Source organism: Fischerella major NIES-592 (genome assembly GCF_001904645.1).
Lineage (GTDB): Bacteria > Cyanobacteriota > Cyanobacteriia > Cyanobacteriales > Nostocaceae > Fischerella > Fischerella thermalis.
In genome coordinates this window covers 696,874-723,334 of the sequence record NZ_MRCA01000001.1, presented here as the reverse complement: position 1 = coordinate 723,334, position 26,461 = coordinate 696,874, and the positions used below count along the sequence as shown (strand labels likewise).

At 42.3% G+C, this 26,461-nt stretch carries 23 protein-coding genes, 1 tRNA gene and 2 pseudogenes; 13 read left to right on the top strand and 13 right to left on the bottom strand.

All coding sequences use genetic code 11. The features are described from left to right. The first annotated feature begins 42 nt into the window (after positions 1 to 42). The 3 genes from NIES592_RS03205 to NIES592_RS03195 all read left to right on the top strand — a co-directional run bounded on the left by NIES592_RS03205 (position 43) and on the right by NIES592_RS03195 (position 3,320). Positions 43 to 1,398 carry a (Fe-S)-binding protein gene (locus NIES592_RS03205; protein WP_073554885.1) on the top strand — a complete coding sequence of 452 codons (1,356 nt, stop codon included), beginning with the start codon at positions 43 to 45 and terminating at the stop codon, positions 1,396 to 1,398. A gap of 838 nt (positions 1,399 to 2,236) precedes the next feature. Then, complete coding sequence (locus NIES592_RS03200) at positions 2,237 to 2,689, top strand: ribbon-helix-helix domain-containing protein (protein ID WP_062248708.1); 453 nt, start codon at positions 2,237 to 2,239, stop codon at positions 2,687 to 2,689. After that, complete coding sequence (locus NIES592_RS03195; protein WP_062248709.1) at positions 2,640 to 3,320, top strand: hypothetical protein; 681 nt, start codon at positions 2,640 to 2,642, stop codon at positions 3,318 to 3,320. The genes NIES592_RS03200 and NIES592_RS03195 overlap by 50 nt, the downstream gene beginning before the upstream one ends. A gap of 298 nt (positions 3,321 to 3,618) precedes the next feature. Here NIES592_RS03195 and NIES592_RS03190 read toward each other — a convergent pair whose 3' ends face one another. After that, positions 3,619 to 5,904 carry an IMS domain-containing protein gene (locus NIES592_RS03190; RefSeq protein ID WP_073554884.1) on the bottom strand — a complete coding sequence of 762 codons (2,286 nt, stop codon included), beginning with the start codon at positions 5,902 to 5,904 and terminating at the stop codon, positions 3,619 to 3,621. A gap of 575 nt (positions 5,905 to 6,479) precedes the next feature. Between NIES592_RS03190 and pdhA the strand changes: the two genes are divergently transcribed. The 4 genes from pdhA to fba all read left to right on the top strand — a co-directional run bounded on the left by pdhA (position 6,480) and on the right by fba (position 10,189). Beyond that, complete coding sequence (pdhA, locus tag NIES592_RS03185; RefSeq protein ID WP_062248711.1) at positions 6,480 to 7,514, top strand: pyruvate dehydrogenase (acetyl-transferring) E1 component subunit alpha; 1,035 nt, start codon at positions 6,480 to 6,482, stop codon at positions 7,512 to 7,514. Positions 7,515 to 7,909: 395 nt separating this feature from the next. Next, positions 7,910 to 8,779, top strand: a complete 870-nt coding sequence (locus NIES592_RS03180) for an aldose epimerase family protein (protein ID WP_073554883.1) — start codon at positions 7,910 to 7,912, stop codon at positions 8,777 to 8,779. A 59-nt stretch (positions 8,780 to 8,838) separates the two neighbouring features. Further along, positions 8,839 to 8,910: transfer RNA gene (locus NIES592_RS03175), tRNA-Lys, on the top strand. Between the two features lie 199 nt (positions 8,911 to 9,109). Further along, positions 9,110 to 10,189 carry a class II fructose-bisphosphate aldolase gene (fba, locus tag NIES592_RS03170; RefSeq protein ID WP_009756664.1) on the top strand — a complete coding sequence of 360 codons (1,080 nt, stop codon included), beginning with the start codon at positions 9,110 to 9,112 and terminating at the stop codon, positions 10,187 to 10,189. A 126-nt stretch (positions 10,190 to 10,315) separates the two neighbouring features. Here fba and NIES592_RS03165 read toward each other — a convergent pair whose 3' ends face one another. Then, positions 10,316 to 10,984 carry a fasciclin domain-containing protein gene (locus NIES592_RS03165; protein ID WP_062248715.1) on the bottom strand — a complete coding sequence of 223 codons (669 nt, stop codon included), beginning with the start codon at positions 10,982 to 10,984 and terminating at the stop codon, positions 10,316 to 10,318. A 392-nt stretch (positions 10,985 to 11,376) separates the two neighbouring features. On the opposite strand from NIES592_RS03165, the gene NIES592_RS03160 reads away from it, so the two are divergent. Beyond that, positions 11,377 to 12,711: a cytochrome P450 gene (locus NIES592_RS03160; RefSeq protein WP_073554882.1), complete on the top strand. Its 1,335-nt coding sequence runs from the start codon at positions 11,377 to 11,379 to the stop codon at positions 12,709 to 12,711. A 7-nt stretch (positions 12,712 to 12,718) separates the two neighbouring features. Here NIES592_RS03160 and NIES592_RS03155 read toward each other — a convergent pair whose 3' ends face one another. After that, on the bottom strand, positions 12,719 to 13,795 hold the full coding sequence (locus NIES592_RS03155) for a hypothetical protein (RefSeq protein ID WP_073554881.1): 1,077 nt from the start codon (positions 13,793 to 13,795) through the stop codon (positions 12,719 to 12,721). Positions 13,796 to 13,986: 191 nt separating this feature from the next. Between NIES592_RS03155 and NIES592_RS03150 the strand changes: the two are divergent. Continuing rightward, a pseudogene (locus tag NIES592_RS03150) lies at positions 13,987 to 14,642 on the top strand (CP12 domain-containing protein). Between the two features lie 56 nt (positions 14,643 to 14,698). Beyond that, positions 14,699 to 14,890 carry a hypothetical protein gene (locus tag NIES592_RS24285; protein ID WP_143168329.1) on the top strand — a complete coding sequence of 64 codons (192 nt, stop codon included), beginning with the start codon at positions 14,699 to 14,701 and terminating at the stop codon, positions 14,888 to 14,890. Here the strand turns inward: NIES592_RS24285 and NIES592_RS03145 are convergent. The 6 genes from NIES592_RS03145 to NIES592_RS03120 form a co-directional block, all read right to left on the bottom strand. Next, the gene (locus NIES592_RS03145) at positions 14,864 to 15,979 is read right to left on the bottom strand and encodes an LptF/LptG family permease (RefSeq protein ID WP_073554880.1); all 1,116 of its coding nucleotides are present in this window, start codon (positions 15,977 to 15,979) and stop codon (positions 14,864 to 14,866) included. The two genes, NIES592_RS24285 and NIES592_RS03145, sit on opposite strands and share 27 nt — an antisense overlap. Before the next feature lie 182 nt (positions 15,980 to 16,161). Then, positions 16,162 to 16,890, bottom strand: a complete 729-nt coding sequence (lptB, locus tag NIES592_RS03140) for an LPS export ABC transporter ATP-binding protein (RefSeq protein ID WP_062248721.1) — start codon at positions 16,888 to 16,890, stop codon at positions 16,162 to 16,164. Positions 16,891 to 17,239: 349 nt separating this feature from the next. Beyond that, positions 17,240 to 17,734: an LptA/OstA family protein gene (locus NIES592_RS03135; RefSeq protein WP_073554879.1), complete on the bottom strand. Its 495-nt coding sequence runs from the start codon at positions 17,732 to 17,734 to the stop codon at positions 17,240 to 17,242. 213 nt (positions 17,735 to 17,947) lie between these two features. Continuing rightward, the gene (locus NIES592_RS03130; protein WP_009756675.1) at positions 17,948 to 18,343 is read right to left on the bottom strand and encodes a DUF309 domain-containing protein; all 396 of its coding nucleotides are present in this window, start codon (positions 18,341 to 18,343) and stop codon (positions 17,948 to 17,950) included. A gap of 135 nt (positions 18,344 to 18,478) precedes the next feature. Further along, positions 18,479 to 18,844, bottom strand: coding sequence for a ferredoxin thioredoxin reductase catalytic beta subunit (locus NIES592_RS03125; protein WP_009756676.1), 366 nt, complete (start codon positions 18,842 to 18,844; stop codon positions 18,479 to 18,481). A 215-nt stretch (positions 18,845 to 19,059) separates the two neighbouring features. After that, positions 19,060 to 20,217 (bottom strand): DUF58 domain-containing protein, encoded by a 1,158-nt coding sequence (locus NIES592_RS03120; protein ID WP_073554878.1) that lies wholly within the window; start codon positions 20,215 to 20,217, stop codon positions 19,060 to 19,062. 249 nt (positions 20,218 to 20,466) lie between these two features. Here NIES592_RS03120 and NIES592_RS24275 point away from each other — a divergent pair, with 249 nt between their 5' ends. Then, positions 20,467 to 20,598 carry a hypothetical protein gene (locus NIES592_RS24275; RefSeq protein ID WP_256678052.1) on the top strand — a complete coding sequence of 44 codons (132 nt, stop codon included), beginning with the start codon at positions 20,467 to 20,469 and terminating at the stop codon, positions 20,596 to 20,598. A 144-nt stretch (positions 20,599 to 20,742) separates the two neighbouring features. On the opposite strand, the gene NIES592_RS03115 is transcribed toward NIES592_RS24275, so the two are convergent. From NIES592_RS03115 to typA, 3 genes are all read right to left on the bottom strand, one after another. Then, complete coding sequence (locus tag NIES592_RS03115) at positions 20,743 to 21,330, bottom strand: Uma2 family endonuclease (RefSeq protein ID WP_062248727.1); 588 nt, start codon at positions 21,328 to 21,330, stop codon at positions 20,743 to 20,745. An 88-nt stretch (positions 21,331 to 21,418) separates the two neighbouring features. Next, positions 21,419 to 21,982 (bottom strand): Uma2 family endonuclease, encoded by a 564-nt coding sequence (locus tag NIES592_RS03110; protein ID WP_062248728.1) that lies wholly within the window; start codon positions 21,980 to 21,982, stop codon positions 21,419 to 21,421. A gap of 116 nt (positions 21,983 to 22,098) precedes the next feature. Next, positions 22,099 to 23,889, bottom strand: a complete 1,791-nt coding sequence (gene typA, locus NIES592_RS03105) for a translational GTPase TypA (protein WP_009756681.1) — start codon at positions 23,887 to 23,889, stop codon at positions 22,099 to 22,101. Between the two features lie 381 nt (positions 23,890 to 24,270). Here typA and NIES592_RS03100 point away from each other — a divergent pair, with 381 nt between their 5' ends. Together NIES592_RS03100 and NIES592_RS26155 are read left to right on the top strand one after the other, a co-directional pair. Next, positions 24,271 to 24,846, top strand: coding sequence for an HD domain-containing protein (locus NIES592_RS03100; RefSeq protein ID WP_062248730.1), 576 nt, complete (start codon positions 24,271 to 24,273; stop codon positions 24,844 to 24,846). Between the two features lie 277 nt (positions 24,847 to 25,123). Beyond that, positions 25,124 to 25,216: pseudogene (locus NIES592_RS26155) on the top strand (class D beta-lactamase); the annotation flags it as partial. Between the two features lie 140 nt (positions 25,217 to 25,356). On the opposite strand, the gene NIES592_RS03095 reads toward NIES592_RS26155, so the two are convergent. After that, entirely contained in the window at positions 25,357 to 26,373 is a 1,017-nt protein-coding gene (locus NIES592_RS03095) for a ribose-phosphate pyrophosphokinase (protein ID WP_009756683.1), read from the bottom strand. Positions 26,374 to 26,461 lie beyond the last annotated feature (88 nt).

Sequence of the window (26,461 nt, the reverse complement as noted above, 5' to 3'; positions counted from 1 at the left end):
AAAGAACGCAAAGGGCGCGAAGGAAGAGGGGAGAGGGATGATATGCAGGTTTCGGAAGGTTTTGAGGGAAAGACGGCGAGTTTGAAGAATTTGCAGGGTTTTGATGGGAAGAATCCGCCTGATCCGAAGTTGATTGATTCTTGTGTGCATTGTGGGTTTTGTCTTTCGACTTGTCCGAGTTATCGGGTGATTGGGAAGGAGATGGATTCTCCCAGGGGACGCATCTATTTAATGGATGCGATTAATGAGGGTGAGATTGCTTTGAATACGGCTAGTGTGCAGCATTTTGATTCTTGTTTGGGTTGTTTGGCGTGTGTGACGACTTGTCCTTCGGGGGTGCAGTATGACAAGTTGATTTCGGCGACTCGTCACCAGGTGGAGAGGAATTATTCACGTGGTTTGGCGGATCGGTTGATTAGGCAGTTAATATTTTCTTTGTTTCCTAATCCTGATGCTTTACGGATTTTACTTGTGCCTTTGTTGGTGTATCAGAGGTTAGGTTTTTCTAAGTTTTTTCGGGTGACTGGGTTATTGAAGAATATATCACCTCGGCTAGCGGCGATGGAGTCGCTTTTACCAGAGGTGACGCTGAAGTCTTTTCAGGATAATTTACCAGATGTAATTCCGGCGCGGGGTGAGAAGCGTTATCGAGTTGGGGTGGTTACCGGATGTGTGCAACGGTTATTTTTCTCGCCTGTGAATGAAGCGACGGTGCGGGTGTTGACGGCGAATGGTTGTGAGGTGATAATTCCTAAGTCTCAAGGTTGTTGTGCGGCGCTTCCGGAACACCAAGGACAAACTGAACAAGCTAAGGCTTTGGCTAGGCAGATGATTGATAGTTTTGAAGGTACTGGTGTGGATTATGTGATTATCAATGCTGCTGGTTGTGGTCATACTTTGAAGGAATACGGGCATATTTTGGAGGATGATCCAGAGTATCGGGAGAAGGCAAAAGAATTTGCGGCGAAGGTAAGGGATGCACAAGAGTTTTTAGCAACGGTTGGTTTGACGGCGAAGTTATCACCGTTGGCTAGTAAACCTTTGAGTTTGGTTTATCAAGATGCTTGTCATTTGCTGCATGGACAAAAGATTAGTGTACAACCGCGTCAGTTATTGCGGCAAATTCCAGGGGTGAAGTTGAAGGAACCTGTGGATGCAGCCATATGTTGTGGTAGTGCAGGGGTTTACAATATGCTGCAACCGGATGTTGCTGAAGAGTTGGGTAGGCAAAAGGTGCAGAATTTGTTAAACACTGGTGCTGATTTGATTGCTTCACCAAATCCGGGTTGTAGTTTGCAGATTCAAAAGCATTTGGAGTTGCAAGGAAAGGATGTTGCGATTATGCATCCAATGGAGTTGTTAGATTGTTCGATTCGGGGTGAGAAGTTGGAAGTTTAACCTCACCTCTAGTCCCTTTTCTTGGTAAAGAAAGGTGAATAATGGTGAGGATTTGATCGTGCGATCGCATTCCCTGTTCCCTTATTTCCGTAGCGATCCTACGCGCAAATACGGTTCTTGATTTAGGCGCAATTAAATTTCAATCAAACTATAAGCATCCACCTCATGCATAAACCTATTGGCAACTTCACCCGGATGATACTGGCAGAATCTATTTATGGTAAAGTCCTTATAGGATAAGAATTTTAACCTTAATTAAAAAATACCGAAATCTCTGTTTTCACCTGATAGAATAGAGCCTTTATATTATGTTCGCTTGAATACTTCTGCTATTGCGTAGGCTGGTAAGGGGTAATTGGTAATTAAGATACTGATAATTTTCCCATGCCCAATGCTCAATGCCTAAAAACAAAGCATAGCATCACAAGCAATTAGCCAAATGCAGCCAAATTATTTACATTTATTGAAATTCTCTATATGTAGCTAAATATCAAATTCTTATCAGAGAATTTATAAAATATTATACATAATTAAACTTGATGATTGTATAATAACTTGCAAAGGGGATTTAACCCCCTTGTTTTTCACCCGCAAGCTAGTTATCAGGGTAGCCAAGCAATTACCAGGGTATCTACCTTTTTTACAGGCATTTACCGTTCATCTTAAATTTTACTAAGTTGCAGTAGCTGACAGATTAATTGTGTCAGTACTGCCATGCTAACACTTGTCATTTTTTCATGTCAATGATTCATGTAAAAATGACAAAAAATCATGTCAGACAATTTAGATATCATGAGAGAGAATAGAAGACGAATGTGATATCTATACAGTTCACAAAATGACCGACAGAAGGCGTTGTGAGGATTACAAACAAGTCAGCGGTTACGTCCCGGTAGGGTTGGCGCGGGAATTCAAAAGCATCTGCGCTCGTGAGGGTGTGTCTCAAAGCGACGCATTAGAAGAGATGATCCGTGAATGGCTGGGCAAAAAAACAGCTTCCAACTCCTCCCAACTAGAACAGGCAAATCGCCTGATTACAATTGCTGATGTAGTTCGAGCCAACATGACAAAACTTAAGCGCTGTGGAGTCAAAAACCTACAAGCGCTTGCCAAAGGAGAAGTTCTGCCTACACCAGGGGACTTCGCCATTATTATGTCTAGTTTGGCTATCCCTGAGGAAGAACAAAAAATGATTTGGCAAAAAACTTTTAGTTCCCTAAACAATGATTTTGGTGGTGTGAATGAGTGCGAGCGTTCTGAAAGTCCTAAACCAACCGGGCTGGAACTATAAATTGTCTTATGATGGGGTTTCTATCCTTGCCCCAACCAAGAAAGATGCTACCAACCTTGCTCAAAGTTACGGATATGCTTTGAGTGAAACCGCAGCCAAAATCAATGGCAAGGTGCGAATTGGGTGGAGACACTGCAAGCGACCTATCGAGTTTTATGGGTGGATGGCATCCCAGAAACCCCCAACACCCGCCGAAACTGCCGAGTGCATGTTACCTATAGGAGGTGAAGTTTTTTGCAGTCAGCTGTCATTACCGGTAGGGTTATTAAAACGTATGGTTGCTGCTGCTGAAAGTGAACGCCCGATTAGTATCATCAGACAAGATAACAATAAACAAATAATTGTTAACCAGTTAATGTCTGATATGTTACAAACTCCCCCAGAGGTTGCTACTCAAAGAGTGATGAATAGGTTCTGGCTACCAGAAGATTTAGCAGAACTGGAACGAAGATTAAGTCAGCAAAACAGATTCACTATGACTTACCGGGGTGGGCTAAACGAACAAACTTGGGCAATCCTCACAACCCAATTCGAGAGTTTTGAAGTTGATGGCATCTGGTACAGACAGGCAACCACCCTAGCAACTCCTGAATTGATACCGATCCCGCCAGAAGCTTTTGCTCCAATTTAAGCAGATAATTTGAGCTACTTCAACACATGAAAAATCATCATCAGGTGCATAACATCAATATATCTGTTCAGGGATGCACTGCCGCAAGTGTGGGGAGATGGGGTGGTGGGGGAGTGTGTAGACGAGGCAGTGCGGTGGACGGGTTTCCCGGCATAAAGGAGCTACTGCGGTGGACGGGTCTCCCGGCATAAAGCACGTGGCGTCACCTGCCGTGCGCTTTGCGCGGCTTCCCGTAGGGTGGAGTGTGAGGAGTAAACAACTAACAACTAACCACCAACCACTAACCACTAACAATTAACTAACTTTCTTTATTCAAAACCGAAATTTCCCGAATACGCCATCCATCAGGTTTGCGAACCAAGTTATATCTAACTCGCACCGTTTCTTTAGAGGACTTCTGCTGGTTTAGTAAGCCGTTTTCATAAAAATTGGTTGCTTCAGTTACGGAAGCTTGCACCGCAGCATGTTCCTGGTCAGTAGGAGCAATCTCTAAAGATTCTATTTTTAGGCTATGTTCATACTTGCGATAACGGTTATCAGCTTTGTCCTGTTGGGCAATGAGTCGCCATTGAGTAAGGGCTGAGCCTATTAAAATATTCTCCAAACTATCAATTTCATGATTTGGCCCCAAGGCAGCAGATTTAGTTGCTAACCAAGTCTGAATCACCTCTTGTGCTGTCGCTTCCGTGAGATTCCCTGTGGGGAACTGGGGTTTACTGTTACGCCCAGGAATAGTTAATGGTGGTTCATTTATTTGGATTGATAATTGTGGATCTTGTAAAGTTGGTGCTGGTCTCAATGCGTTATGTACGAATTTTACAGTTGTTGAAATTGCCAGCCATAAAACTAATAGACTTGCTAAAGTAGTCCCCAACACCCACAGTAACCGCATTTTGGAATTGCCCCCACGAGAAGCAGAACGCCTCCGTCGTGTAGCAGCAGCCACCTGCTGCTCTCTATTGTGTCCTCTGGAATAAGCAGATGGGCTGGATTTGCGCCTTCTTGGGGTTTGTGCTTGAGAGGGTACACCACTTCTAGCAGAACCATTCATGTAATAGTTATTACTTCTGCTTACACATTCCACACCAGAAACGGGAGTAACGGGCATGTCTAGCCCTGTACCCTCAGTGGGTGAATGGGTCGGTGATGTTGGAGAGGATGAAGATGAATGGGTTCTAATATTGGGAAATTGCCCGTAAACTACATTAGGGTTGCTGCGGTAACTTTTAGGATTGATCTGGGTTGGAGAATGTGAAGGTTGGTTAGTTATTGACCCTTCATAATTAGTTTCTGGCTGCGTGGGTAGCTGTTCTAGATAAGTTTGTACCCGTCGGTCAGCAAAATAATCTTTCAAGGAAGCTTGCTGCTTGACTAAATCTCGGAAGTTAGGAAAAACATCATTTTGCAGCCAATGCTCACCGTATAAGCACAAGCCTGGAAGTAGATCGGGAGAGTTTTGAGAATGTTCCCGAATAAAAGCTAGGGCTTCGTATTCCTGACTCAGTTCTAAAGCCCTGGTAGCTTCTTCTGTTTGACCCAACATCAAGGCACATAAAGACTGTTCTAAATGCACATCTTGGCGCTTGCCTAGGCGAATCAGCATCTGTTTTGCTTGCTGAATCAAAGCTGGTTGACGTTGGGTGAATCCGCGTGCTATCAATGCATAAACAGCCAAGTATATGGCTACGGCAGAAGGACGTCTACTTTCCGCTTCAAATAATTGATGTTGTTCTGCTACTGTCAGGTGGTTACGCAGTTGCTGGATAAAGCGGAGAAAGTCATCAATGTTGAGACCAGAGTGGTCATTCCCTGTGCCATCAATACCACCGCGATCGCCTAAGATATCTTGTAGTAATTGCAATCCTTGCTTGCGTTCGGCAGTTTTTTCTAGGGGTAAGGCAAGTAACTCTAAAATTCTGTATGGTCGCAGTCTGTAAAGATCTGCCTGAATTTCAGCTTGCACCTTTGGGAATAGACCAAAATGTGCTAGCAATTGGTCGCCTGTTTCCAGGGAAGCAGCTGCATTTTCGTAATGACCCTGTTGCCATTCTTCTCGACCTAGTTCTAGGCAAGCCAGAGCAACTGTCAAAACAACGTCTGCTCTTTGGGGGTCTATATCACTAAAATCACTAGTTTCTAAAGTTTTGCCTGCTTGGACACCAGTACTGTTGTTGTTAGTCAAGTACGGATGACCTAGCTTTAGTACCAGTTCGTATTCTCCTAACTCTTGCAGAATCAGCAAAGCACCTGCTAATTCGTCTGGGTTAATTTCGATGCTGAGACCTTGGGACTCAATTGAGTCACTGTCAGCAGCACGGTTTTCCACTGCTACGGTAGGATTGTTTTCCCTCTCGGAACCATAGGCATGGGCAAGATAAAGTTGATCGTAGGCTCTGCGTTCTTTAGGATCTGATAAAACCACGTAAGCTTCTTCAATAAGTTGTTTGCGAGAGTTAATCGCTACCTGGGAATACTCGCGTCGCGGCAATTGCTGTCGGCGATCGCTATAAGCCTGCCGCAATTGTTCCTCACTTGCTGCCAAAGGCAGTCCTAAAATTCGGTAGTAATCTAGCGGGATTCGCACAGCCTACTTCCCCTGCAGCGCGATCGACATAATTCTAAGAGAGTATTCCAAGAGTGTAAAACCGTGCAATAATAATAACTCGTTGTTTTCAGACAACAAGTGTGTTTTGCAACAAGTTTTATTCTGCCCCTGCAATTTATTTGAAAGCAGCGCCAATCATATTCTATTGGCAGATATTTGCTATTTTCTTCCGGCGGGAATGTAGGAGTTAAACATTCCTGCGACTGCTTCTGAGCAAAGTTTCCAAACATGCCATCAGGCAGACGCCGTTTCATAGGTTTGCCGCTGCTGGCGAGCGAACCGAAGTATAACATAGTTAGATATTTATGGCAATTATCTGGGGAAGTAAAAATATAAAAGATTCAATTTTTTAATTTGTTAATGGCTATGCAGAAAGCAAGCTATCCTGGTTGATAGTCTTGCGTCTAGGGTTGTTATCTTAACTCCTTCAAGAAAAAACATAAAACAGTAATAGCAAAGGACTGTTTAATTTTTAACTCGTTTTTCGAGTCTAAATTATTCAATTCTTTTAAAAATGGTAACTTTAAGTGTTACTACAGGGATACTAAAAAATAATGGTTCAAGAACGCACTTTACCCAAATTTGACATTGCTAGCGCCCAGATAGACAGAGAAGAAGGACTGCGATTGTATCAAGATATGGTACTCGGACGCACCTTTGAAGACAAATGTGCCGAAATGTATTACAGGGGCAAAATGTTTGGTTTTGTCCACTTGTACAATGGTCAAGAGGCAGTCTCCACAGGCGTGATCCAAGGAGCAATGCGACCAGGAGAAGATTTTGTTTGCAGTACCTACCGCGACCACGTTCATGCTTTAAGTGCGGGAGTACCAGCAAAAGAAGTAATGGCAGAGTTATTTGGTAAAGCCACAGGTTGCAGTAAAGGACGTGGTGGTTCCATGCATATGTTCTCTGCTGAACATCGTTTGCTGGGTGGTTATGCTTTTGTCGCAGAAGGTATTCCAGTAGCAGCTGGGGCAGCTTTTCAAAGTAAATACCGCAGAGAAGTGCTAGGTGATACCAGTGCTGATCAAGTTACAGCTTGCTTTTTTGGTGATGGTGCTTGTAACAACGGTCAGTTTTTTGAGACCTTAAATATGGCTGCGCTGTGGAAATTGCCAATCCTTTTTGTTGTTGAGAATAACAAATGGGCTATTGGTATGGCTCATGAACGGGCAACTTCCGACCCCGAAATTTATAAAAAAGCCAGCGTCTTCAACATGGTGGGTGTGGAAGTAGATGGTATGGATATTATGGCAGTGCGTGCAGTGGCCCAGGAAGCCGTAGCCCGCGCCCGCGCAGGTGAAGGTCCAACATTGATTGAAGCACTGACTTACCGCTTCCGGGGTCACTCTTTGGCAGATCCCGATGAGTTACGCAGCAAAGATGAGAAAGAATTTTGGTTTGCCCGCGATCCAATTAAGAAATTTGCTGCTTATCTTACAGAAAGAAACCTGGCGACAGCGGAAGAATTAAAAGAGATTGACCGCAAAATCCAGCAAGAAATAGAAGAGGCGGTGAAGTTCGCTGAAAGTAGCCCAGAACCAGATCCAAGCGAACTGTATCGCTACGTCTTTGCGGAAGATTAGTAGAAATTATGAATTATGAATTATGAATGCTGAGACATTTTATAACTTCATAATTCATTCTTTAGTCCTAATGTGAATTAAAACTATGGCAAAAATCCTGTTTTTAAGGTCGAACACAGATGCACACAGATGAACACCGATAATCTATCTGTGTTCATCGGTGTACATCGGTGTTCGTTAAACAAAATTGGCGTTGCTGAATCAAAATATGAATTTACAATTTACGGGTGTGACCAGACGTAGCATTGCTACGTCTCTACAAAATGTAGACAAACACAATTCATGACCAAATTCAGCAACGCCACAAAATTAAAATCTGGACTATTGCCAAAAAACCTGATATTGCTTCTTTAATTTACCTTAGACGTTATTTATTATTCCATCACTCCAAAGCAGTGTTTTCTATCTCTATTCAACAAAAACAATACAAAACCTACATTCTCACGCACGAAACCGCCAACTCTCAGCTAGAAGTTGTTCCAGAACGTGGCGGTATCATTACTCGCTGGCGTCTTCAAGAGCAAGAAATTCTCTACCTGGATGCAGAACGCTTTGCTAACCCAGAGTTGAGTGTTAGGGGTGGTATCCCGATTTTGTTCCCCATCTGCGGCAATCTACCCGAAAATACTTACACTTATAAAGGTAAGCATTACACCTTAAAACAACACGGTTTCGCTCGTGATTTACCTTGGCAAGTAACTGATCAAGTTACTCAAGATGCAGTGATTTTGAGTCTTACTCTCAATAGCAATGAACAAACACAAGCAGTTTATCCTTTTGATTTTCAGCTAATTTTTAATTATAGAATCCAAGGCAATACCTTAGAAATACAGCAAAAATATACAAATCTCTCCTTGGAAGCAATGCCCTTTTGTTTTGGGTTTCATCCTTACTTTTTCACCCAGGATAAAACACAATTGCAGTTTGAGATACCTACTCAAGAATACCAAGACCAAAGAAGCAAAAAAATCCACTCTTTTGCAGGTCAATTTGATTTCAATCAAGATGAAATTGATGTGGCATTTAAACAACCAGCTAGTCAATCAGCCAGTGTGATTGACAACAGCCGGAAATTACAACTGACGCTGGAATACGACAACATCTTTTCGACGCTCGTGTTTTGGACACTCAAGGGCAAAGACTTCTACTGTCTAGAACCCTGGAGTGCGCCTCGTAACGCCATTAACACTGGTGAACACCTGACAGTTTTGCAACCAGGAGCCACTTGTACAGCAAATGTGAGAATTTTGGCAAAATTTTTCTAAACCCCTTTACAAATCCCAGGCTATATGTGATATAGTGGTGAAGTTGCAAATCGCGACATGGGTCGCTAACTCAAAGGTAGAGTACTCGGCTTTTAACCGATTAGTTCTGGGTTCGAATCCCAGGCGACCCATATAGAAAAGATGGATAATAAATATAGACAACTATCAGGTAGATTTATGTTGAGCCATAGGCAAAGTTTTTCTACAGAAATCACCCATCACTAGTTATAATTTCCTATAGGCTCACAATATTTTCTTAAGATTGGCGTAATATTTATTTACGCTAGATTGCAAACCGACTAGCTGACAACACAATTAGGAGGACTATCTATGGCGCTCGTGCCAATGCGGCTGCTGTTGGATCACGCGGCTGAAAACAATTACGGTATTCCAGCTTTTAACGTGAACAACATGGAGCAGATTCAAGCAATTATGCAAGCTGCCCATGAAACAGATAGCCCCGTGATTTTGCAAGCTTCTCGTGGCGCTCGTAAATACGCTGGTGAAAACTTCCTGCGTCATTTGATTTTGGCAGCTGTGGAAACTTATCCCCATCTTCCCATTGCTATGCACCAAGATCATGGTAACGAGCCTGCCACTTGTTACTCAGCAATTAAGAACGGCTTTACCAGCGTGATGATGGATGGTTCCCTGGAAGCTGATGCTAAAACCCCAGCTAGCTACGAGTACAACGTTAATGTCACTCGTGAAGTAGTGAAAGTTGCTCATGCTTTGGGTGTCAGCGTTGAAGGCGAACTCGGTTGCTTGGGTTCTCTAGAAACTGGTATGGGCGACAAAGAAGATGGTCACGGTTTTGAAGGTAAGCTATCCCATGACCAACTGTTAACCGACCCTGACCAAGCTGTTGATTTTGTTGAGCAAACCCAAGTAGATGCTTTGGCTGTTGCGATTGGTACTAGCCACGGTGCTTACAAGTTCACCCGCAAGCCAACTGGTGAAATTTTGGCAATCAGCCGCATTGAAGAAATTCACCGCCGTTTGCCTAACACCCACTTGGTAATGCACGGTTCCTCCTCCGTACCTGAAGATTTGATTGCTTTGATTAACCAGTACGGTGGTACAATTCCTGAAACCTACGGTGTACCTGTAGAAGAAATCCAAAAAGGTATCAAGAGCGGTGTACGCAAAGTAAACATCGACACCGACAACCGCTTGGCAATTACTGCTGCTGTGCGGGAAGCTTTGGCAAAAGATCCTAAGGAATTTGACCCCCGTCACTTCCTCAAGCCTTCTATTAAGTACATGCAAAAAGTATGTGCTGAACGCTACCAACAATTTGAAACTGCTGGTAATGCTAGTAAGATTAAGCAGGTTTCTTTGGACGAGTTTGCTGCTAAGTATGCTAAAGGTGAACTCAGTGCTGCTATCAAGAAAACTGTTGCTCTGTAATTCAGACACATAAGTAAATAGGATGGGGACACAGCAGTGAGGTGTCCCTAAACTGAGGATTCTCATCCTAGTTGACTGAACCGGGTAACAATTATGTTCCCCGGTTTTTTTATTTGATGATCTTAACTATTGTGCTGTTGGACTAGAAGTAGGACTTACTTGAAAATTAGGAGGCAAAATTACCTGGTCGACTATGTGAACAACACCATTGCTAGCTAAGATATCGGCTTGAGTAACTTTCGCACCGTTAACTGATATTGTTCTGGCAGTACTATTAACATCGATTGTGACAGGAGTACCCTCGACTGTTTTTACGTCTCCAGATGTCAATTGAGTAGAGGTGACTTGTCCAGGGATAACGTGGTAGGTGAGGAGTTGCACTAGTTGTTGTTTGTTTTCTGGTTTGAGGAGATTTTCTAAAGTACCTTGTGGTAAAGCGTTGAAAGCAGCATCAGTAGGTGCAAAGACTGTGTAAGGCCCTTGTGCTGTTAGTTGTTCTTCTAAACCTGCTGCTTTTGTTGCTTGCGTCAAAATTTTAAATGATCCTTGGCTGGCTGCTGCCTGGGCAAGTTCTGCAAAGTTTTTGTTTGCAGTTGTACCAGCAGGAGTTTGTGTTGCAGGTGCAGTAGTTGTGGGAGTTACTTCAGCTACGGGTGAAGTATTTTCTGTAGGTGTTTGGGCTGAAGGGGTGGTATTTTCTCCACTTGGTTGACCACAGGCAGACAAGACAAATAGACTACCCACACCAACTATACCTAACAAAGCTTTTTGTAAAATGCCTTTGTTTGCTTTCATGGCTTTTTTACCAAAATCAAGCTAAATAAACTACATATTTACAAAAGTTAAATTTTTTGACAAAATGATCCCTCAACCCTGCGACATAGTTTTTATTTATAATATGGGTTAGTTAGCTGCGATCGCACAAATAAACTGAAGCAATTCAAAAGATATCGATGAATAGGCGCTTCACTGAAATGTATTGAAAAGTAGGATGTAGGATGCGATCGCGCCTTAGGCATTTGGTTAGATTGACAACGCTGTTAGTTGTTTAGCCAAGGAACGCTGGGAAAAAAACACACATAAATCAGCTAGCCTTTAAATTATCAAAGTTTTTCAACACAACTTGGTACAATATGGATCGATCTTGTCAGTCCACTCTTATGTTGAACAATTCAAAGCAGGACTACATGACAACTACCAATACCCCCACTTCACTGCCTTTACCTCCCGGTAGTTTTGGTTTACCTTTAATTGGGGAAACAATACCATTTTTAAACGATCCAAATTTTACCGAAAAGCGATACAAAAAATATGGTTCTCTATTCAAGACTCATATATTTGGACGTCCAACTTTAATAGTTACAGGTGCAGAAGGGAACAGATTTTTATTCAGCAACGACCATAAATATTTTTCCAATAATTGGCCTTACAGCACCAGAATACTTTTAGGCCCTGCATCTTTATCAGTTCAAAAAGGTACAGAACACCAAAATCGCCGTAAACTACTATCTCAAGCTTTTCAACCAAGAGCTTTAGCTAGTTATGCCATTACCATGGAGCAAATTACCCATCAATATTTAGATAGGTGGGAAAAACTTGCTACATTCGCTTGGTATCCAGAACTGAGAAATTACACTCTTGATATTGCCTGCAAGTTGCTTGTAGGAGTTGATTGTGCTTCCCAAACTCAATTGGGTGAGTGGTATAAAATCTGGGTGAATGGTTTATTCACCCTACCAATAAATTTACCCTGGACTAACTTTGGTAAAGCATTACGTTGTCGAAAATTATTGTTAGCTGAAATTGAAAAAATTGTCCATCAACGTCAAGAAACTGGAAACTCATATCAGGACGTTTTAGAACTACTTTTACAAGCAGAGGATGAAGAAGGTAAACGCCTCAGCCTCAACGAACTTAAAGACCAATTGTTAACTTTGCTATTTGCTGGTCATGAAACCCTGACCTCAGCCTTGGCATCACTGTGTCTATTATTAGTACAAAATCCAGAGGTTTTAGCAACTGCCCGCAGTGAACAACAGCAGCTTGGTGTAGACACACCTCTAACTTCGGAAAATCTCAAACAAATGACTTACTTAGACCAAGTTTTAAAAGAAGTGATGCGGCTGATTCCGCCTGTTGGTGGTGGCTTTCGGGAAGTAATCCAGTCCTGTGAATTCAATGGTTTTCGCATTCCTCAAGGTTGGTCTGTACTATATCAGGTAGGTAAAACCCACAAAGATCATAGTGTCTATAATCACCCAGAAGCATTTGATCCAGAACGTTTTAGTCCACAAAGAGCAGAAGATAAACCCAAACCTTTTAGTTATATACCCTTTGGTGGCGGGGTACGGGAATGCCTGGGTAAAGAATTTGCCAAACTAGAAATGAAACTGTTTGCAGCCCTTTTACTGCGTCATTATCAGTGGGAGCTACTACCCGAACAAAACTTAGAGATGATTATGGTTCCAACGCCGCATCCTCAGGATGGTTTAGAGGTAAGCTTTAAAAGATTCTTGAGTTAGACTCGTGCTATTTCGGATAGGAAATACCATTAATCTGGCGTTCACCTGTATACAGCCCAGGAAATTGAGAAGGTGACGAGGAGTTATTTTGTGGTACTTGAGTGGGTGGCTGCAAACTAGAAGCATCGCCAAAGTTGCTGGAATTAACAACGCTTTGACTTGGTGTTTGGGTATAGGATGGCGTTATATTAGAGGATTGGGTGGAGGTAATAGATGTGACCACTGATGTGGGTAATTGGACGTTGGTTGTCGCGAGGTTGGGAGTGTTAGCAGCAGGGGGAGCAAAATTTTGATTAGGGTAGTTTGTACTATGATTGACGGGAGCGATCGCATTTCTATTTAGTCCCGTCGTCGATGGTAAATTTTGATTGGGTAACAATAATGAATTTGTCTGAGTTGAGGTTGTACGACTCCCCAAAGACGAACTTTGATTAGTTGATTGATTAAGAGCAGTTTGTAAGGGACTAACTAAAGTAGTATTGTGGTTATAGTTGACAGGATTCGTAAATCCTATCCCCACATTCGTAGGGGTTTGTACTGTACCTGTTGGCATAGACGACGCTGTTAAACCGTTTACCCCTAACAGCTGGCCGTTATTGTAATCATTTTTGAATTGCAATAAATTTTCTGTTTGTACCACAAATGAATTTTCTAACTTTGGCGTAAATGCTGGATTCACTAGCTTCAAGCCAGAGTTGGAATTTGCATCGGTGGCTGTTGTCTTTTGTTTGCTTAAGCCGTCTAAAATAGCATTGGTATTGTCTACCTTAGTCTTTTGCTTCACATTAGTTGCTGTAGAAGATAGAGTTCCATGAGTAAAGTCATAAAATAGGACTGGTAAGTTATCAATATCAGCGGCTATGGCTTTATCTTCTTCTGAAAGAGAAGAATTTACAGGTTTGTTGGCTTCTATTTGCTTATTTTGCCTAAGATTCAAAAAATCTGGGTGTTTCCAGTATTCTCTAACTGTCAACCCCATCACAGCTAAAAAGATTGCTGTTCCCCAAAAACTAGGTCGAGCCAAATTCCATAACCTGGCGTTGAGATAACGTAAGTAGGCGGGAGGATAGCGACGACCTGACATAAATAAATCTGATGGAATGAAAAGAGAACGAATAAGAATTTTATCCTAACCTCTCAATTGTTATTTAGTCATTATTGATATATGACTCTTAGTATAAAATTTACATTTGGGTGTATTAGGTCAGTTTTTCCTTTTTCCTGTTTCTTCTGTCAGTTTCGATATCATCTGAAATTTGAATCTGCTTTAACTTAGTGCTTGTGGCTGGGCAATCAACAGGAGCAGTAGCATGAAAGCAGAAGATATCATGACCAAAGAGGTTGTTAGCATCCGCAGTTCAGCAACAGTCGCCGAAGCAGTAGGTGTAATAAAAGAAAAACGATTGCGGGCTTTGGTCGTGGAGCGCAATCATGAAAACGATGCTTATGGTATTGTTACGGAAACGGATATTGTCTATAAAGTAGCAGCTTATGGCAAAGATCCCAAACAAGTACGGATCTACGAAATCATGAGTAAGCCCTGCATTATTCTCAATCCTGAATTGTCTGTAGAATATGTCGCTCGGTTATTTGCCAATACAGGTATCCGCAGAGCGCCCGTAATTCAAGGTAAGCTGTTGGGCATAATTTCTGTCACCGATATCTTAACTAAAAGTAATTTTGTTGAAAGTCCCCAATCGGTTTTGCTAGAAGACAAAATTCAACAAGCGATCGCAGATGCTCGTGCTATTTGCTCTTTATACGGTACATTATCTTGAGAGTGCGCAGCAGCTTGGGTGACAGTAGAAGAAATCCAAGCAGAAGCAGCCCATCAAAAAGCTGGACATATGGCATTTACCAAAACATCCTTTGAGCAATACTGTGCAGCCAACCCAGATGCACCAGAATGCCGCATTTATTATGAAGATTGAATAGGAAATTGTTGATTGTTGATTGTTGGTTGTTGCTAGTTAGTAGTTAGTGGTTAATGACTAGTATTCCCCACACCTCTCACACTCCCCACACTCCTCATACTCCACCCTTCACCGAAGCCCTACTCTACCTTGAAGCCTATGAGCGCGTCTACGGGTTCGCGCTTACGCTCATGGGGCCAGTGAGTTCCCCATCACCCCATCACCCCATCACCCCAATCCTACCGCCGTGCTGTCCGTACCAGTAAAAATAAACCTAATGCCAACCCCAAAAAATTGGGTAGCCAAGCTGCCACGAAAGGAGACAGAAAACCCGTGTCCCCTAATGTCCGGGCAACCTGTAATGTTGTGTAATAAGTAAAAATAACTACTAGACTAATCCCAAAACTTGCTGCTCGACCTGTACGTTGGGGTATTGTTCCCACAGTAGCACCAACTAATCCACAGACGACGCAAGCAAAAGGAAAGGCAATTTTTTGTTGAATACGGACTCTTAGTTGACGAACTTTTTGCTCATTACCACTAATGCTTTCTATTTCCAGTTGTTCTAGCGACTGAGCAATATTCATCTCTTCAAAGTCACGGCTTCTATTTGCCACATCTAATGGTGTGCGGGGAAGTTGTAATTGTTGATGTTTAAATCGGGCGATGTTGCGATAAGAACGGTCAGGTGCAACTAGATAGATAGTACCGTTATAAAAATCCCAAACGCTTTGTGAGCCATTCCATTCTCCTGACTCTGCTACAACAATTTGATTGAGACCTTCTTGAGAACGGTCTATCAGTGTCAGACCCTTCATACGCTTGCCATCAAACTTATCAGCATAAAACAAGCGTGTCAGTATTCTTTCTTTACTACCATCCGGCTGTTTAACATTTTGATATTCAGGATAAAAGATATTCTCTTGCTTAAATGTTGGTTTGTCGGATTTGAGAGCTCTATCTAGAGTCACAGAGGCTTCATAATTAGCTGCTGGTGCAATTTGCTCACTAACAACAAATGTTATCCCTGCCACTAAGAAACTCATGACCACAGCAGCCAGTACCATACGATACACACTTACCCCGCAGCTACGCAGAGCGATAAGTTCACTTTCAGCAGAGAGACGACTGTAGGTCATCAAAGTTGCTAGCAGTGTCGACATTGGAAAGACATAAACAATTACCCGTGGTAGCTTTAACAAAAAAACCTTTAAAGCTATTTCTAGTGGTAATCCTGCTTGTACGACTTTTCGCAGCAATTCATATAAGCTATCCGCCGTGAACACAAGGGAAGCAAAAATCCCAAAACTAAATAAAAAGGGTGGGATTAATTCGCTCGCAAGGTAGCGATCCATTATGGAAAAGGACAGCAATGAACTGAGGTTGTGGAAAGATTTAGATTTAGCCATAAGTCATTAGTCATTGGTCATTAGTCATTAGTCATTTGTCATTTGTCATTGGTATGGTTAACCACTAACTACTAACCAATGTACAGACGTGCCATTGCACGTCTCTACAACAAGTAACCAACAAATGACTAAACCTGAAAATTATCACCTAAGTAATATTGCCGCACCAAGGCATTATTGTAGAGTTCGTCGGCATTGCCAGAAGCAAGAATTTGACCTTCGCGCATGATGTAGGCACGATCTGTAATGGCAAGGGTTTCGCGGACATTATGATCTGTAATCAAGATCCCCATGTCGCGTTCCCGCAATTGTCCAATCAGATGCTGAATTTCTGAAACTGCTATTGGGTCAACTCCTGCAAAAGGTTCATCTAAAAATAAAAATTTTGGTCCTTCTCTACCCGCTGCTAATGCTCTTGCTAATTCTGTCCGGCGTCGCTCACCTCCAGAAAGTTGAATTCCTTTGCTATTAACTACTTTTTCTAAACGAAACTCTTGTAATAATGTTTCTAGTCGCCGTTGCCATTGCCAACGAGGTACGTTTGTTTGCTCTAGCACCAACAGTATATTATCTCGTACTGATAATTGGCGAAACACACTGGCTTCCTGGGCTAAGTAACCAATACCTAGTCTTGCCCTTTTGTGCATAGGCAGTGCAGTGATGTCCTGATGATCCAACCATACAGTTCCCCGGTCTGGTTTTTCTAAACCTGTGGCAATGTAGAATGTTGTAGTTTTGCCAGCACCATTTGGGCCAAGTAACCCAACTACTTCACCCTGGGCAACAGAAACGTTGACGCGATTGACAATCACTCGCTTGCCATAAGATTTGCGAATATTTTCTAGGACAATTTTCACGTTCTGTATGCTTTGTTGGTTGTTGGTTGTTGGTTGGTGGTTGTTGGTTGGTGGTTGTTCCAAACAACAAACTATTATCAACTACTAACCTTAGACTTGCACCTACTTTTTCGCCTGCCAAGAAATAAATTTCCAGAGATTGAACTCAAGTAAGCTAAAGCTTACTGGATATACATTCTGGATATACATTTGAGTCCGTTTTAATGGACTTGGGCTATGGGTGCTCAGGTGAGCCGACTACAGGCGCGATTAACGCTCCCGCAAAATATGAAACAAGCACATTTTGATGAGATTTCTCAAAACTTTCCTGTATAAGGGTTATAAAATGTGCAAATTAGGAGTCACACTATTAATTAGAACGCTGAAGAGCAGGTGTGTTTGGGGCGGGTGTAGTCGCTTGATTTACTTGACTGTCGTTGACAATGTAGATAGATTCTACTTGACGGCCACTTTTGGGTGTAGCGACAAATCGTCCTTCATCAATAAGATATGTCACTGTCTCACCCCGAATACTATTGCCTCCCTTTTGCAAAATATAAACATTACCACTTAGAACTATGCGGCGTTCTTTGCTGAAATATTGAGCTTGGGCTGCTGTTGCTTGAATTCCTCGGGCTTCATATACCATTTGTACATTGCCGCGAGCAGTTGCTACTTGTGTTTTAGCGTCGTATTCTTGCACATCAGAATGAATAGTCAGAGGGCGATTTCCAGCTGATGTCTGGGCGGTAGCAGTTTGTAGTTGACTGGGAAATGCGATCGCACCAAAAAATGCAGCTGGTAGCATGAAGGCTAATCCAAAGCAGCGCATTGGGAATAAAAATAATTGATACCAAGAGATCATAGCAATTTAACAATTAAGATTTCAGCTTGTATTCTAATTATCTCAACTACTAGAGTATGCCAAGATAACTACTAGCTGAGACAATTGACGTTCGCCATAAACTCAAGGTTTCACCGAAAAAAGGCAAGATGAAATGGCAGAGGGCAGATGGCAGATGGTTTAAGAATAAATTCCTGACATTTTCAATGATTTCTTCCTTGTCTCCCTTGTCCACTACTCTTCAGTCCCCATAACTATCTTGGGTAAGGGCAATCCTTCAGTTTCCCCCAATTTCATCGTGGCTAGCTTCTCTGGTTCTGTTTGCTGTAATGTTCTTAATAATGCAGCGCTTTGCTCTAATAATTCATCTACATCAATACCGCCGTAAACTGATGGATAACGTCGCAGGCGGTTGCTACCTTCTCCTAACAAAATTGCTGCGCCTCGCCAATTGTGATTACCCAAATGATACAGTGCTACCGCTATTTGTAAAATTCCTTGATAAAAAGTTTTTTCTGGCTCTGTTGCTTCCATCCATAGAGCTTCTAGGGTATCATGACAAGCGTAGAATTCTCTAGTATTAAACTGTTCTACACCTTGCCAGAATTGCTGGGGTTGATCATCAGTCATCAGTTATCAGTTATCGAGCATTTTCAATAACAATAATTTTTACTTTTATTAATAAATACATTTCTTTATAAAGAGACCAGTGAGCAGTAGATAAATACCTGGTAACTGTTCACTGGTAACTGTTTACTGATTCTGTTAACCCATGCTGTCCCGCACTTGTTTGATTGTTTCCAAAGAAATTTCTTGTTTGTCGCCAGCAAACTCATTATCTGGAGTGAGGAAAAGCATACAGTGGCACTCTTTACGTTCCCGCATTGGTACACAAGGACAGTTCCAAAAAGCAGCGTTGACCTCTGCTTCTTTATCTTCGTAGTGGCGACAGGGACATAAAGGCGCTCCGAGTTCATCTTTGTGTTTAGCAAGTCCCTCTATTACCACTGCGGTTACAGAAGGTTCAGAACAGAAGTAAGTTCCAGTGCGCTTGGCGTATTGTTCAGAAAAATGCCGCATTGCTTCTAAGTTTTTATCGCTGGATTTTGTGTTTACTTCTGGTGAGATCATAGGAACGGCTACTCATAATTTACACATTTCTTTGCATTGTACCGCAGCCTTGGTAAGCTATAACTGGGGATAATCCCTCTTTTTTTAGCTACTATTACGCTAGGTATATCCCTTAAATATAGTCTTTTGCCGATTCTGTGGCGATCGCAAATCATCAACTACTCTTGACTCACCCAAGCATTGTAATTATGAATAGACAGAATTGAAGTAGCCTATCAACTCAAAGCCTGTTGTAGCTGGGGTTGTAGAGGTTGGTCTGGTTGCACGACTATACCGAGATAGTCTCGATTCACTACTACTTGTTCTGTTGCTGTTTGCAGATTTTGCCATAACAACCAACGACTACCACTCGGAAGCGAAGAGAGGGTTAAGGGGTTTTGGGTGAGCCAAATCAATGGTTCGCTTGTAGGAGCAAGATTTATGGCATCTTCACCACGATGAGTTGCTGCTAAGGTTTCCATGACTGCGCGATCGCCTCTGACTAAACCTGTAAATGCTGTCCACAGTTGTACTTGTATTTGCTGTTGTTGTGCGTAAAAATACAATGAAATTGCGGCAATTACTGCTTGCTCAAAACTTGATTCTTGCCATTTAGCACTGCTATCAAGGGCAATAATTGTCTGTTGCCCCGCAGTAACAATTTCTAACTCTCGTACCCGTAATTCTCCGTAACGAGCGCTGGTACGCCAGTGAATGAGACGCATGGAATCACCTATGCGGTAAGGACGTAGCGATCGCACCAGTCCTTCGTTGGCTGTTTGCAAAGGTACACCACGAGGATCGCCCTTGCGACTGTCTTCTTGCCCAATTCTATCTATCAAAGGACAACTGGCAAGGGTTAACACTGGGGGATAGACTATCGCCTTCGCTGTACATTCACGCTGGCGACGACACCAAAACAGCCCTAAAGGCGCACCACTAGCTAGTTCAACAGTCTCCCAGCGATAGATACCCCGGCGTTGGGTAGGGTAATAGTACACCCAACGGTAAGTGTTCTCAGGCAAAATAGTTTCTATGGCTTGCTGTTGTGGTTTTCCCAAGATGAAGGGTAACAAATCTGCAACTTGCAGCAAGTTCACTGGCTTCTTCGTCGGATTGAGAATATCTAATTCAACCTTTAAATCATTTCCAGCTGTGACTGGTGAAATTGGATGGCGCTTCACTACTAAATTAAAGAGCGATCGCGGTGGTAACACAGCTGCTATACCAAGTAAGGCAAAACTAATCCCACTAATTGCATAAAGCCAGCCAGCCATTGTATTAATCGCAGCCCCAAAAAAGCAAATAGCAATTCCTGCCAAAACCCAACCACTGTATGTAGGAGTAGAAGCACGGATCTCTAACCAATTAGTAATGCGTTTGATAATTTTCATTGTTGATAGGTAATGGGTAATAGGTAATTGGAAAATATCAACAAATAACTTAACCTATCAATTCCTGAAATTCACAATACCTACGTGTTTTTCTGAAGAGTTGATGAAGTTAATTACTTCAATAAGTAGATTGACTGATTAGATTTAAAATCTAAGAAAGTTCAAGGTTTAGTTTGTGTATTTTTAAAGTTTAATTAAACTTTTGTCTGACATTTATCTGTAATTTATTTTTACTAGAGGATACGGCAAATGACTGATGAAATAACTTCTCCAATGGTGAATTTTAAGCTTTCGCGTTTACCAATGCCACCACCACCAAATAAAGCTTTGTTAGAAAGGATTGGACAAATCCATGAAAATCCTATTTCTCTTGAGAAATAGTGCTTTGATATCTTGATATCGTTTCTGCCTATATCAGAATTACTCAAGATATTAAGTCCAAAAACTCTGCGTTCCTCCGCGCTGACTCCGCGTTCCTTTGCGTTAAAAAAAAATATATTATTTCGACTTCCCTAATACTGTGAATTAAGAAATTTTGCGAGGGAAAACAGAAGATAAATCCAGCAATGGAGATGACGCTACAGGTATTTCCACTGATTGATTCGCTAAAAATATGCGTTTGAAGCGGTAGCCAAAATTATTTTGAGAATCTTTATAAGGTTCGCTGTAAGCTTCTAATTGGTTAGTAACTAAATTAAATATCCAGTAGTGAGAAATTTCAGCCTCAGCATACAAAGGCATTTTAACATCGCGATCGTAATCTAAAGACGAATCTGCAATCTCAATGACAAGAAAAATATCTGCGGGTGTAGGGTGTGCAGATAAGTAATTATCAGCAGTGGAACGAACTATGGCAAAATCGGGTTCGGGTTCACTGCTTGATGGTAAAGTTATAGGATCTTGGCATCGTAACTCAGCTTTACCAGCGACTAATTGTGCTAGTTCTCGAATTAAATTACTGCAACAGGTTGTGTGTGCTGTTCCTTTGGCTACCATCTGTACTAGTTCACCGCGAATGAGTTCGACACGTTCGTCTTCGTGGAAAAAACCTAGTTCAATTAAACGATGGTATTCGTCCAGTGTAAAGCGCCGTGTTGTTGTCTGACTCAGCATTTGAGTTACATTCGGAGTTTGTATGTCTTTTCTATTTTTACAAATTTACTACTTTGGGGAGTTGGTGCGATCGCGCCAGACAATTCTTTTAGTCTCGTAACCAACTAAACAAATTTTCTACAGTCAAACAAACATCTTTGGCAAATTCTGGTACTGGTAACTGTACCTCTGGTTGATCATAAAAAGTTGTTGGTTGATCCGGTAGATATACGAACACTAGTTCTTCTGCTGGATCTATTAACCATCCCATTTGAGTTCCGTACTTCAAACAGTGCAAAATATTTTTTGTGACTTTCGTTTGACTTTGATCCGGTGAAAGAATTTCAATTATCCAATCTGGAGCGAGTGAGAAAGTATTAGCAACTGCACCATTTTCTTTGCGAGGAATCCTGCTCCAAGTGAATACAGAAATATCAGGTACAATTGAGCGTCCACCAAATGTACAGCGAAGCTCTGAAAAAGCTCTTGCAATCTGTTTTGTTTTCAATATAGAGTTAATCGCAGGTGCTAATTCCGTCTGAATTGCACTATGTTCTCCTTGAGGCATTGGTTTTTGGATTACACGCCCATCAATATACTCGCTCGCAGGTTCTGTTTCTGGCAGTTTAAGAAATTCTTCTAGTGTGAGGACTTGATTAGGTGTTTGCACCATTGTTATTTTCCTCAATATCTTTATTCGCACAGCTTGTATTTGCCATTGTACAAATTCTGATCAGACAAAAAAATAGAGACGTGCCATTGGCACATCTCTACAGTTCTATATGTTAATTAACGTTTTGCCAACTTCTTCGCCATCTTCCGCAGACGAATTGACTGGGGTGTAACTTCCACCAATTCATCTGGCCCGATGTATTCCAAAGCACGTTCTAGGCTCATTTCCACTGGTGCTTGCAACTGTACTAACTCATCACCACTAGCAGCGCGGTGGTTGGTAAGCTGCTTAGTTTTGCAGACATTTAATTCTAAGTCTTGGGGACGGTTGTGTTCACCGACAATCATACCCTTATAGACTTTTGTACCGGGAGTGATAAAGAATACACCTCTATCTTCAGCATTCTTCATCGCATAGAAGGTAGAGACACCTTCTTCAAAAGCAATCAGCACACCTTTGTTACGGGCTTCAATATCACCACTGAGTGGACGGTAATCAAGGAAACTGTGGTTCATAATCCCTTCGCCCCGCGTCATCCGCATGAATTCACCCCGGAATCCGATTAAACCACGGGCGGGAATGACAAATTCTAGTTGGGTGCGTCCATTACCACCAACTTGCATATCTTGCATTTCACCACGACGTTGTCCGAGGCGTTCGATACAGCTACCAACAGCGTCTTCGGGAACGTCCAGTACTAGAAGTTCGTAAGGTTCACAAGGTTGACCGTTTACTTCTCGGTAAATTACCTGTGGCTGGGATACTTGGAACTCGTAACCTTCACGGCGCATAGTTTCAATCAAGATACCTAAATGTAATTCACCACGACCGGAAACCAGAAATTTATCAGGAGAGTCAGTTTCTTCAACGCGGAGGGCGACATTAGTTTCCAATTCCCGGAAAAGGCGATCGCGCACTTGTCGAGATGTCACCAACTTACCTTCTTGACCTGCAAAAGGCGAATCATTTACCCAAAAGGTCATTTGTAAAGTCGGTTCATCAACTTTAATTAGTGGTAAAGCTTGGGGTTCATTAGGATCAGTGATTGTTTCACCGATATTAGCATCAGCAAAACCAGCCACTGCCACAATGTGACCAGCAGTTGCTTCCTCCATTTCTACTCGCTTCAAGCCTTCAAAGCCCATCAATTTCGTGACTTTAGCCTTGACAACGTTACCGCTTTCTGTCACCAAAGCCGCTTGTTGTCCCATGCGGATTGTACCGTTGTGGATTCTACCAATAACAATCCGTCCCAGATATTCCGAATAATCGAGGGTGGTGACTTGCAATTGCAATGGCTTGTTGACATCACCGACTGGTGGTGGAACATGACGCAGAATAGCCTCAAATAAGGGCTGCATGTCCTTAGGTTCGTCATCCAAATCATTTTTGGCGTAGCCACTCAAACCAGAGGCGAACAGATACGGGAAATCACACTGATCTTCATCTGCGCCTAGTTCTAGGAACAAATCTAATACCTTATCAATTGCACCGTAGGGATCAGCTTGCGGGCGATCGATTTTATTGACTACAACAATCGGGCGGAGTCCCTTTTCTAACGCCTTCTTCAAAACAAAACGTGTCTGAGGCATAGGGCCTTCATTAGCATCTACAATCAGGATACAACCATCAACCATGCCAAGTACCCGTTCCACTTCGCCGCCAAAATCAGCGTGTCCGGGAGTGTCAACAATATTAATCAGCGTTTCTTTGTACTTAACAGCAGTATTCTTAGAAAGAATAGTAATGCCTCGTTCCCTTTCCAGGGCGTTGGAGTCCATGACGCAATCCGGAACGTCTTCCCCTTCACGGAAAATGCCGGATTGTTTGAGGAGAGCATCAACGAGGGTTGTTTTGCCGTGATCTACGTGGGCGATAATAGCAACGTTACGGATTGGGAGCGTCATAATAAGCGCGTTCCAGTACTCTAGAAAGGGTTACAGTTTATATATAGTGGTGGACTGCTCTAACAGAATTTGAGGGAATGTACAGATTCTGTAAATAAGCCTTAACAATTCTACAATTCTATCGTAATCTAAATTATTCCAAGGCAACGAAAAAGCTTTAGGCTCGTACGCCTGGTAGCAGGAAGATGAAAATTTCTTGGTGTCTTAGTGTCTTGGTGTTGAAAAAATTATTTTTTCACCACAAAGGCACAAAGACACAAAGAGGATATATAAAATTACTTATTTTTTTATTTGGATGTCAGTATAGAAAGAAGGCCCAACCCAAGTAATTTTCATCCAAATGCTTCGCCCCTACATTTATTTGCGTTACCATTTCTCAAAATGTTATCAGAACGCTTTACCCAAGCCCTTATCTACGCTACCCAACTCCACGCGAACCAGGTTCGCAAAGGTTCAGGTGTTCCCTATGTTGCTCATCTGTTGGGTGTTGCTAGTATTGCCTTGGAATATGGGGCAAATGAAGATGAAGCTATAGCTGCACTTTTACATGATGCTGTCGAGGATCAAGGCGGTGCTGCTACACGGGAAGAAATTCGCCGTCGTTTTGGTGATAATGTAGCTGCAATTGTCAATGGTTGTACGGATGCCGATACTACACCTAAACCGCCGTGGCGAGAACGTAAAGAAGCATACATTGCTCATATTCTTAGTGCTTCTTCTTCTGTGTTAATTGTGAGTGCGGCTGATAAACTGCACAATGCCCAGTCAATTCTCAAGGATTATCGGATTGTGGGTGAATCGCTTTGGCAACGTTTTCAAGGTGGTAAAGCAGGTACGCTTTGGTATTATCGGGCATTGGTAAATGCTTTTTACCAAACTGGCTCTAGTCCAATTTTTGCGGAATTAGAACGGGTAGTTTCGGAGTTGGAGAGGGTGGTAGTAAAAGATGAGAGCTAATTTACGTTTGCTGTGAATTATCGCAATGACCACAGTTGTTGGAAAAATCGACCACCGATGCACACGGATAAACACAGATGACGCAGATAGTTTTTCTGTTAGTGACAACAGTGATAATTGATAAGACGCTATTTGTGAGGGGAAAAAATGCTGTTTCGTTTGTGGCGATCGCGTTATGTTCTTTTTACTGTGATTGGTTGTTTTGTTTTACTGCTGACGATGAGTTTTGGTGTTCGTGATCTTGCTCAAGATGGTTAGGGCTTGCCTAAACATTATTTTCGCAACGACAATAGACATGCGTAAACCTTCAGATGCACTTCTGCGGATTGAGATTACACGACGTAGTCTCAAGGATTTAGGCTTGCTGTAGTCAAGCGATCGCTTACGGCAACATTTGGTAAAAAAGATAACACCCTGAAAATATATAAAATTATATAAGTTCGGTTAGCGCAGGCAAAAAAGCCTGCGGCATTCTGCACAATCGTAACGGTGATGACAGTATTTTTGATGCTAGCGGAACATACTACTTACAGAGCTATCTTCATGAATCCGCCAAATCGTTTCCCCTAAAAGATTCGCCACTGACAACACCTGCAATTGGGGAAAGCGATCGCCCTCGGGAATGGGAATTGTGTTGGTGACAATCACCTCTTCAAACAAACCGCTTGACAACCGTTCAATCGCAGGAGGGGAGAACACCGCATGGGTAGCACAGGCGTATACTTGACGCGCTCCTTCTTCACGGAGTAGCTTGGCTCCTTCTGTGATTGTGCCGCCAGTATCAATCATGTCATCTACCAGCACTGCTGTTTTACCCTTCACATCACCGATGACATTCAAGACTTCAGCGACGTTGTGAGCTTGACGACGTTTATCAATGATGGCTAAGGGAGCATCATTCAGCTTTTTTGCAAATGCTCTTGCTCTTGCCACGCCGCCAACATCTGGGGAAACTACCACAATGTCAGACAGTTCTTTACTAACTAGATAATCCAGGATTACCGGTGAACCGTAAACATGATCTAAGGGGATATCAAAATATCCCTGAATTTGGGCTGAATGTAAATCCATTGCCAGAATTCGGTTAGCACCTGCTTGGGTGATCAGGTTGGCAACTAGCTTGGCAGTAATTGATTCTCTCCCTGCGGTTTTTCTGTCAGCACGGGCATAGCCATAATAAGGAATTACTGCTGTGACTTGTCGTGCTGATGCTCGACGACAGGCATCGATCATTATGAGTAATTCCATCAAATGATCGTTTACAGGTTGACAACAGGGTTGAATTAAATAAACATCACAGCCCCGAATCGATTCCTGAATTTGAATGTAAAGCTCTCCATCCGCAAATCGTTTGCGGATCATTGGCCCCAAGTCCATGCCCAGATAACGAGCTACTTCTTGAGATAGGGGTACATTAGCAGAACCAGAGAACAGCCGCAGGCGATGGTTTTCAGCTATTCCTGTTGTAGTTGATGGCAGTTTGAAAGTTGCGGTACTTAGCACAGCAGATCCTCGATGTGCATTCATGGCAATATTATCATCAGATATTTAGATTGTTTAAGAGCAATAGTCCGAAAAAACATCTGTGAGTTTTGTTGAAGCTTTTATAAAAACT

Coding starts and splice junctions, on each gene's coding strand:
- pdhA (WP_062248711.1), top strand. CDS start 6,480: ATGGTTCAAGAACGCACTTTACCCAAATTTGACATTGCTAGCGCCCAG.
- NIES592_RS03130 (WP_009756675.1), bottom strand. CDS start 18,343: ATGACTGATGATCAACCCCAGCAATTCTGGCAAGGTGTAGAACAGTTT.
- fba (WP_009756664.1), top strand. CDS start 9,110: ATGGCGCTCGTGCCAATGCGGCTGCTGTTGGATCACGCGGCTGAAAAC.
- NIES592_RS03155 (WP_073554881.1), bottom strand. CDS start 13,795: ATGTCAGGTCGTCGCTATCCTCCCGCCTACTTACGTTATCTCAACGCC.
- NIES592_RS03110 (WP_062248728.1), bottom strand. CDS start 21,982: ATGGTGCAAACACCTAATCAAGTCCTCACACTAGAAGAATTTCTTAAA.
- NIES592_RS03200 (WP_062248708.1), top strand. CDS start 2,237: ATGACCGACAGAAGGCGTTGTGAGGATTACAAACAAGTCAGCGGTTAC.
- NIES592_RS24275 (WP_256678052.1), top strand. CDS start 20,467: ATGACTGATGAAATAACTTCTCCAATGGTGAATTTTAAGCTTTCGCGT.
- typA (WP_009756681.1), bottom strand. CDS start 23,889: ATGACGCTCCCAATCCGTAACGTTGCTATTATCGCCCACGTAGATCAC.
- NIES592_RS03145 (WP_073554880.1), bottom strand. CDS start 15,979: ATGGATCGCTACCTTGCGAGCGAATTAATCCCACCCTTTTTATTTAGT.
- NIES592_RS03095 (WP_009756683.1), bottom strand. CDS start 26,373: ATGAATGCACATCGAGGATCTGCTGTGCTAAGTACCGCAACTTTCAAA.
- NIES592_RS03115 (WP_062248727.1), bottom strand. CDS start 21,330: ATGCTGAGTCAGACAACAACACGGCGCTTTACACTGGACGAATACCAT.
- NIES592_RS03205 (WP_073554885.1), top strand. CDS start 43: ATGCAGGTTTCGGAAGGTTTTGAGGGAAAGACGGCGAGTTTGAAGAAT.
- NIES592_RS03135 (WP_073554879.1), bottom strand. CDS start 17,734: ATGATCTCTTGGTATCAATTATTTTTATTCCCAATGCGCTGCTTTGGA.
- NIES592_RS03160 (WP_073554882.1), top strand. CDS start 11,377: ATGACAACTACCAATACCCCCACTTCACTGCCTTTACCTCCCGGTAGT.
- NIES592_RS24285 (WP_143168329.1), top strand. CDS start 14,699: ATGACTAGTATTCCCCACACCTCTCACACTCCCCACACTCCTCATACT.
- NIES592_RS03100 (WP_062248730.1), top strand. CDS start 24,271: ATGTTATCAGAACGCTTTACCCAAGCCCTTATCTACGCTACCCAACTC.
- NIES592_RS03165 (WP_062248715.1), bottom strand. CDS start 10,984: ATGAAAGCAAACAAAGGCATTTTACAAAAAGCTTTGTTAGGTATAGTT.
- NIES592_RS03195 (WP_062248709.1), top strand. CDS start 2,640: ATGAGTGCGAGCGTTCTGAAAGTCCTAAACCAACCGGGCTGGAACTAT.
- NIES592_RS03125 (WP_009756676.1), bottom strand. CDS start 18,844: ATGATCTCACCAGAAGTAAACACAAAATCCAGCGATAAAAACTTAGAA.
- NIES592_RS03120 (WP_073554878.1), bottom strand. CDS start 20,217: ATGAAAATTATCAAACGCATTACTAATTGGTTAGAGATCCGTGCTTCT.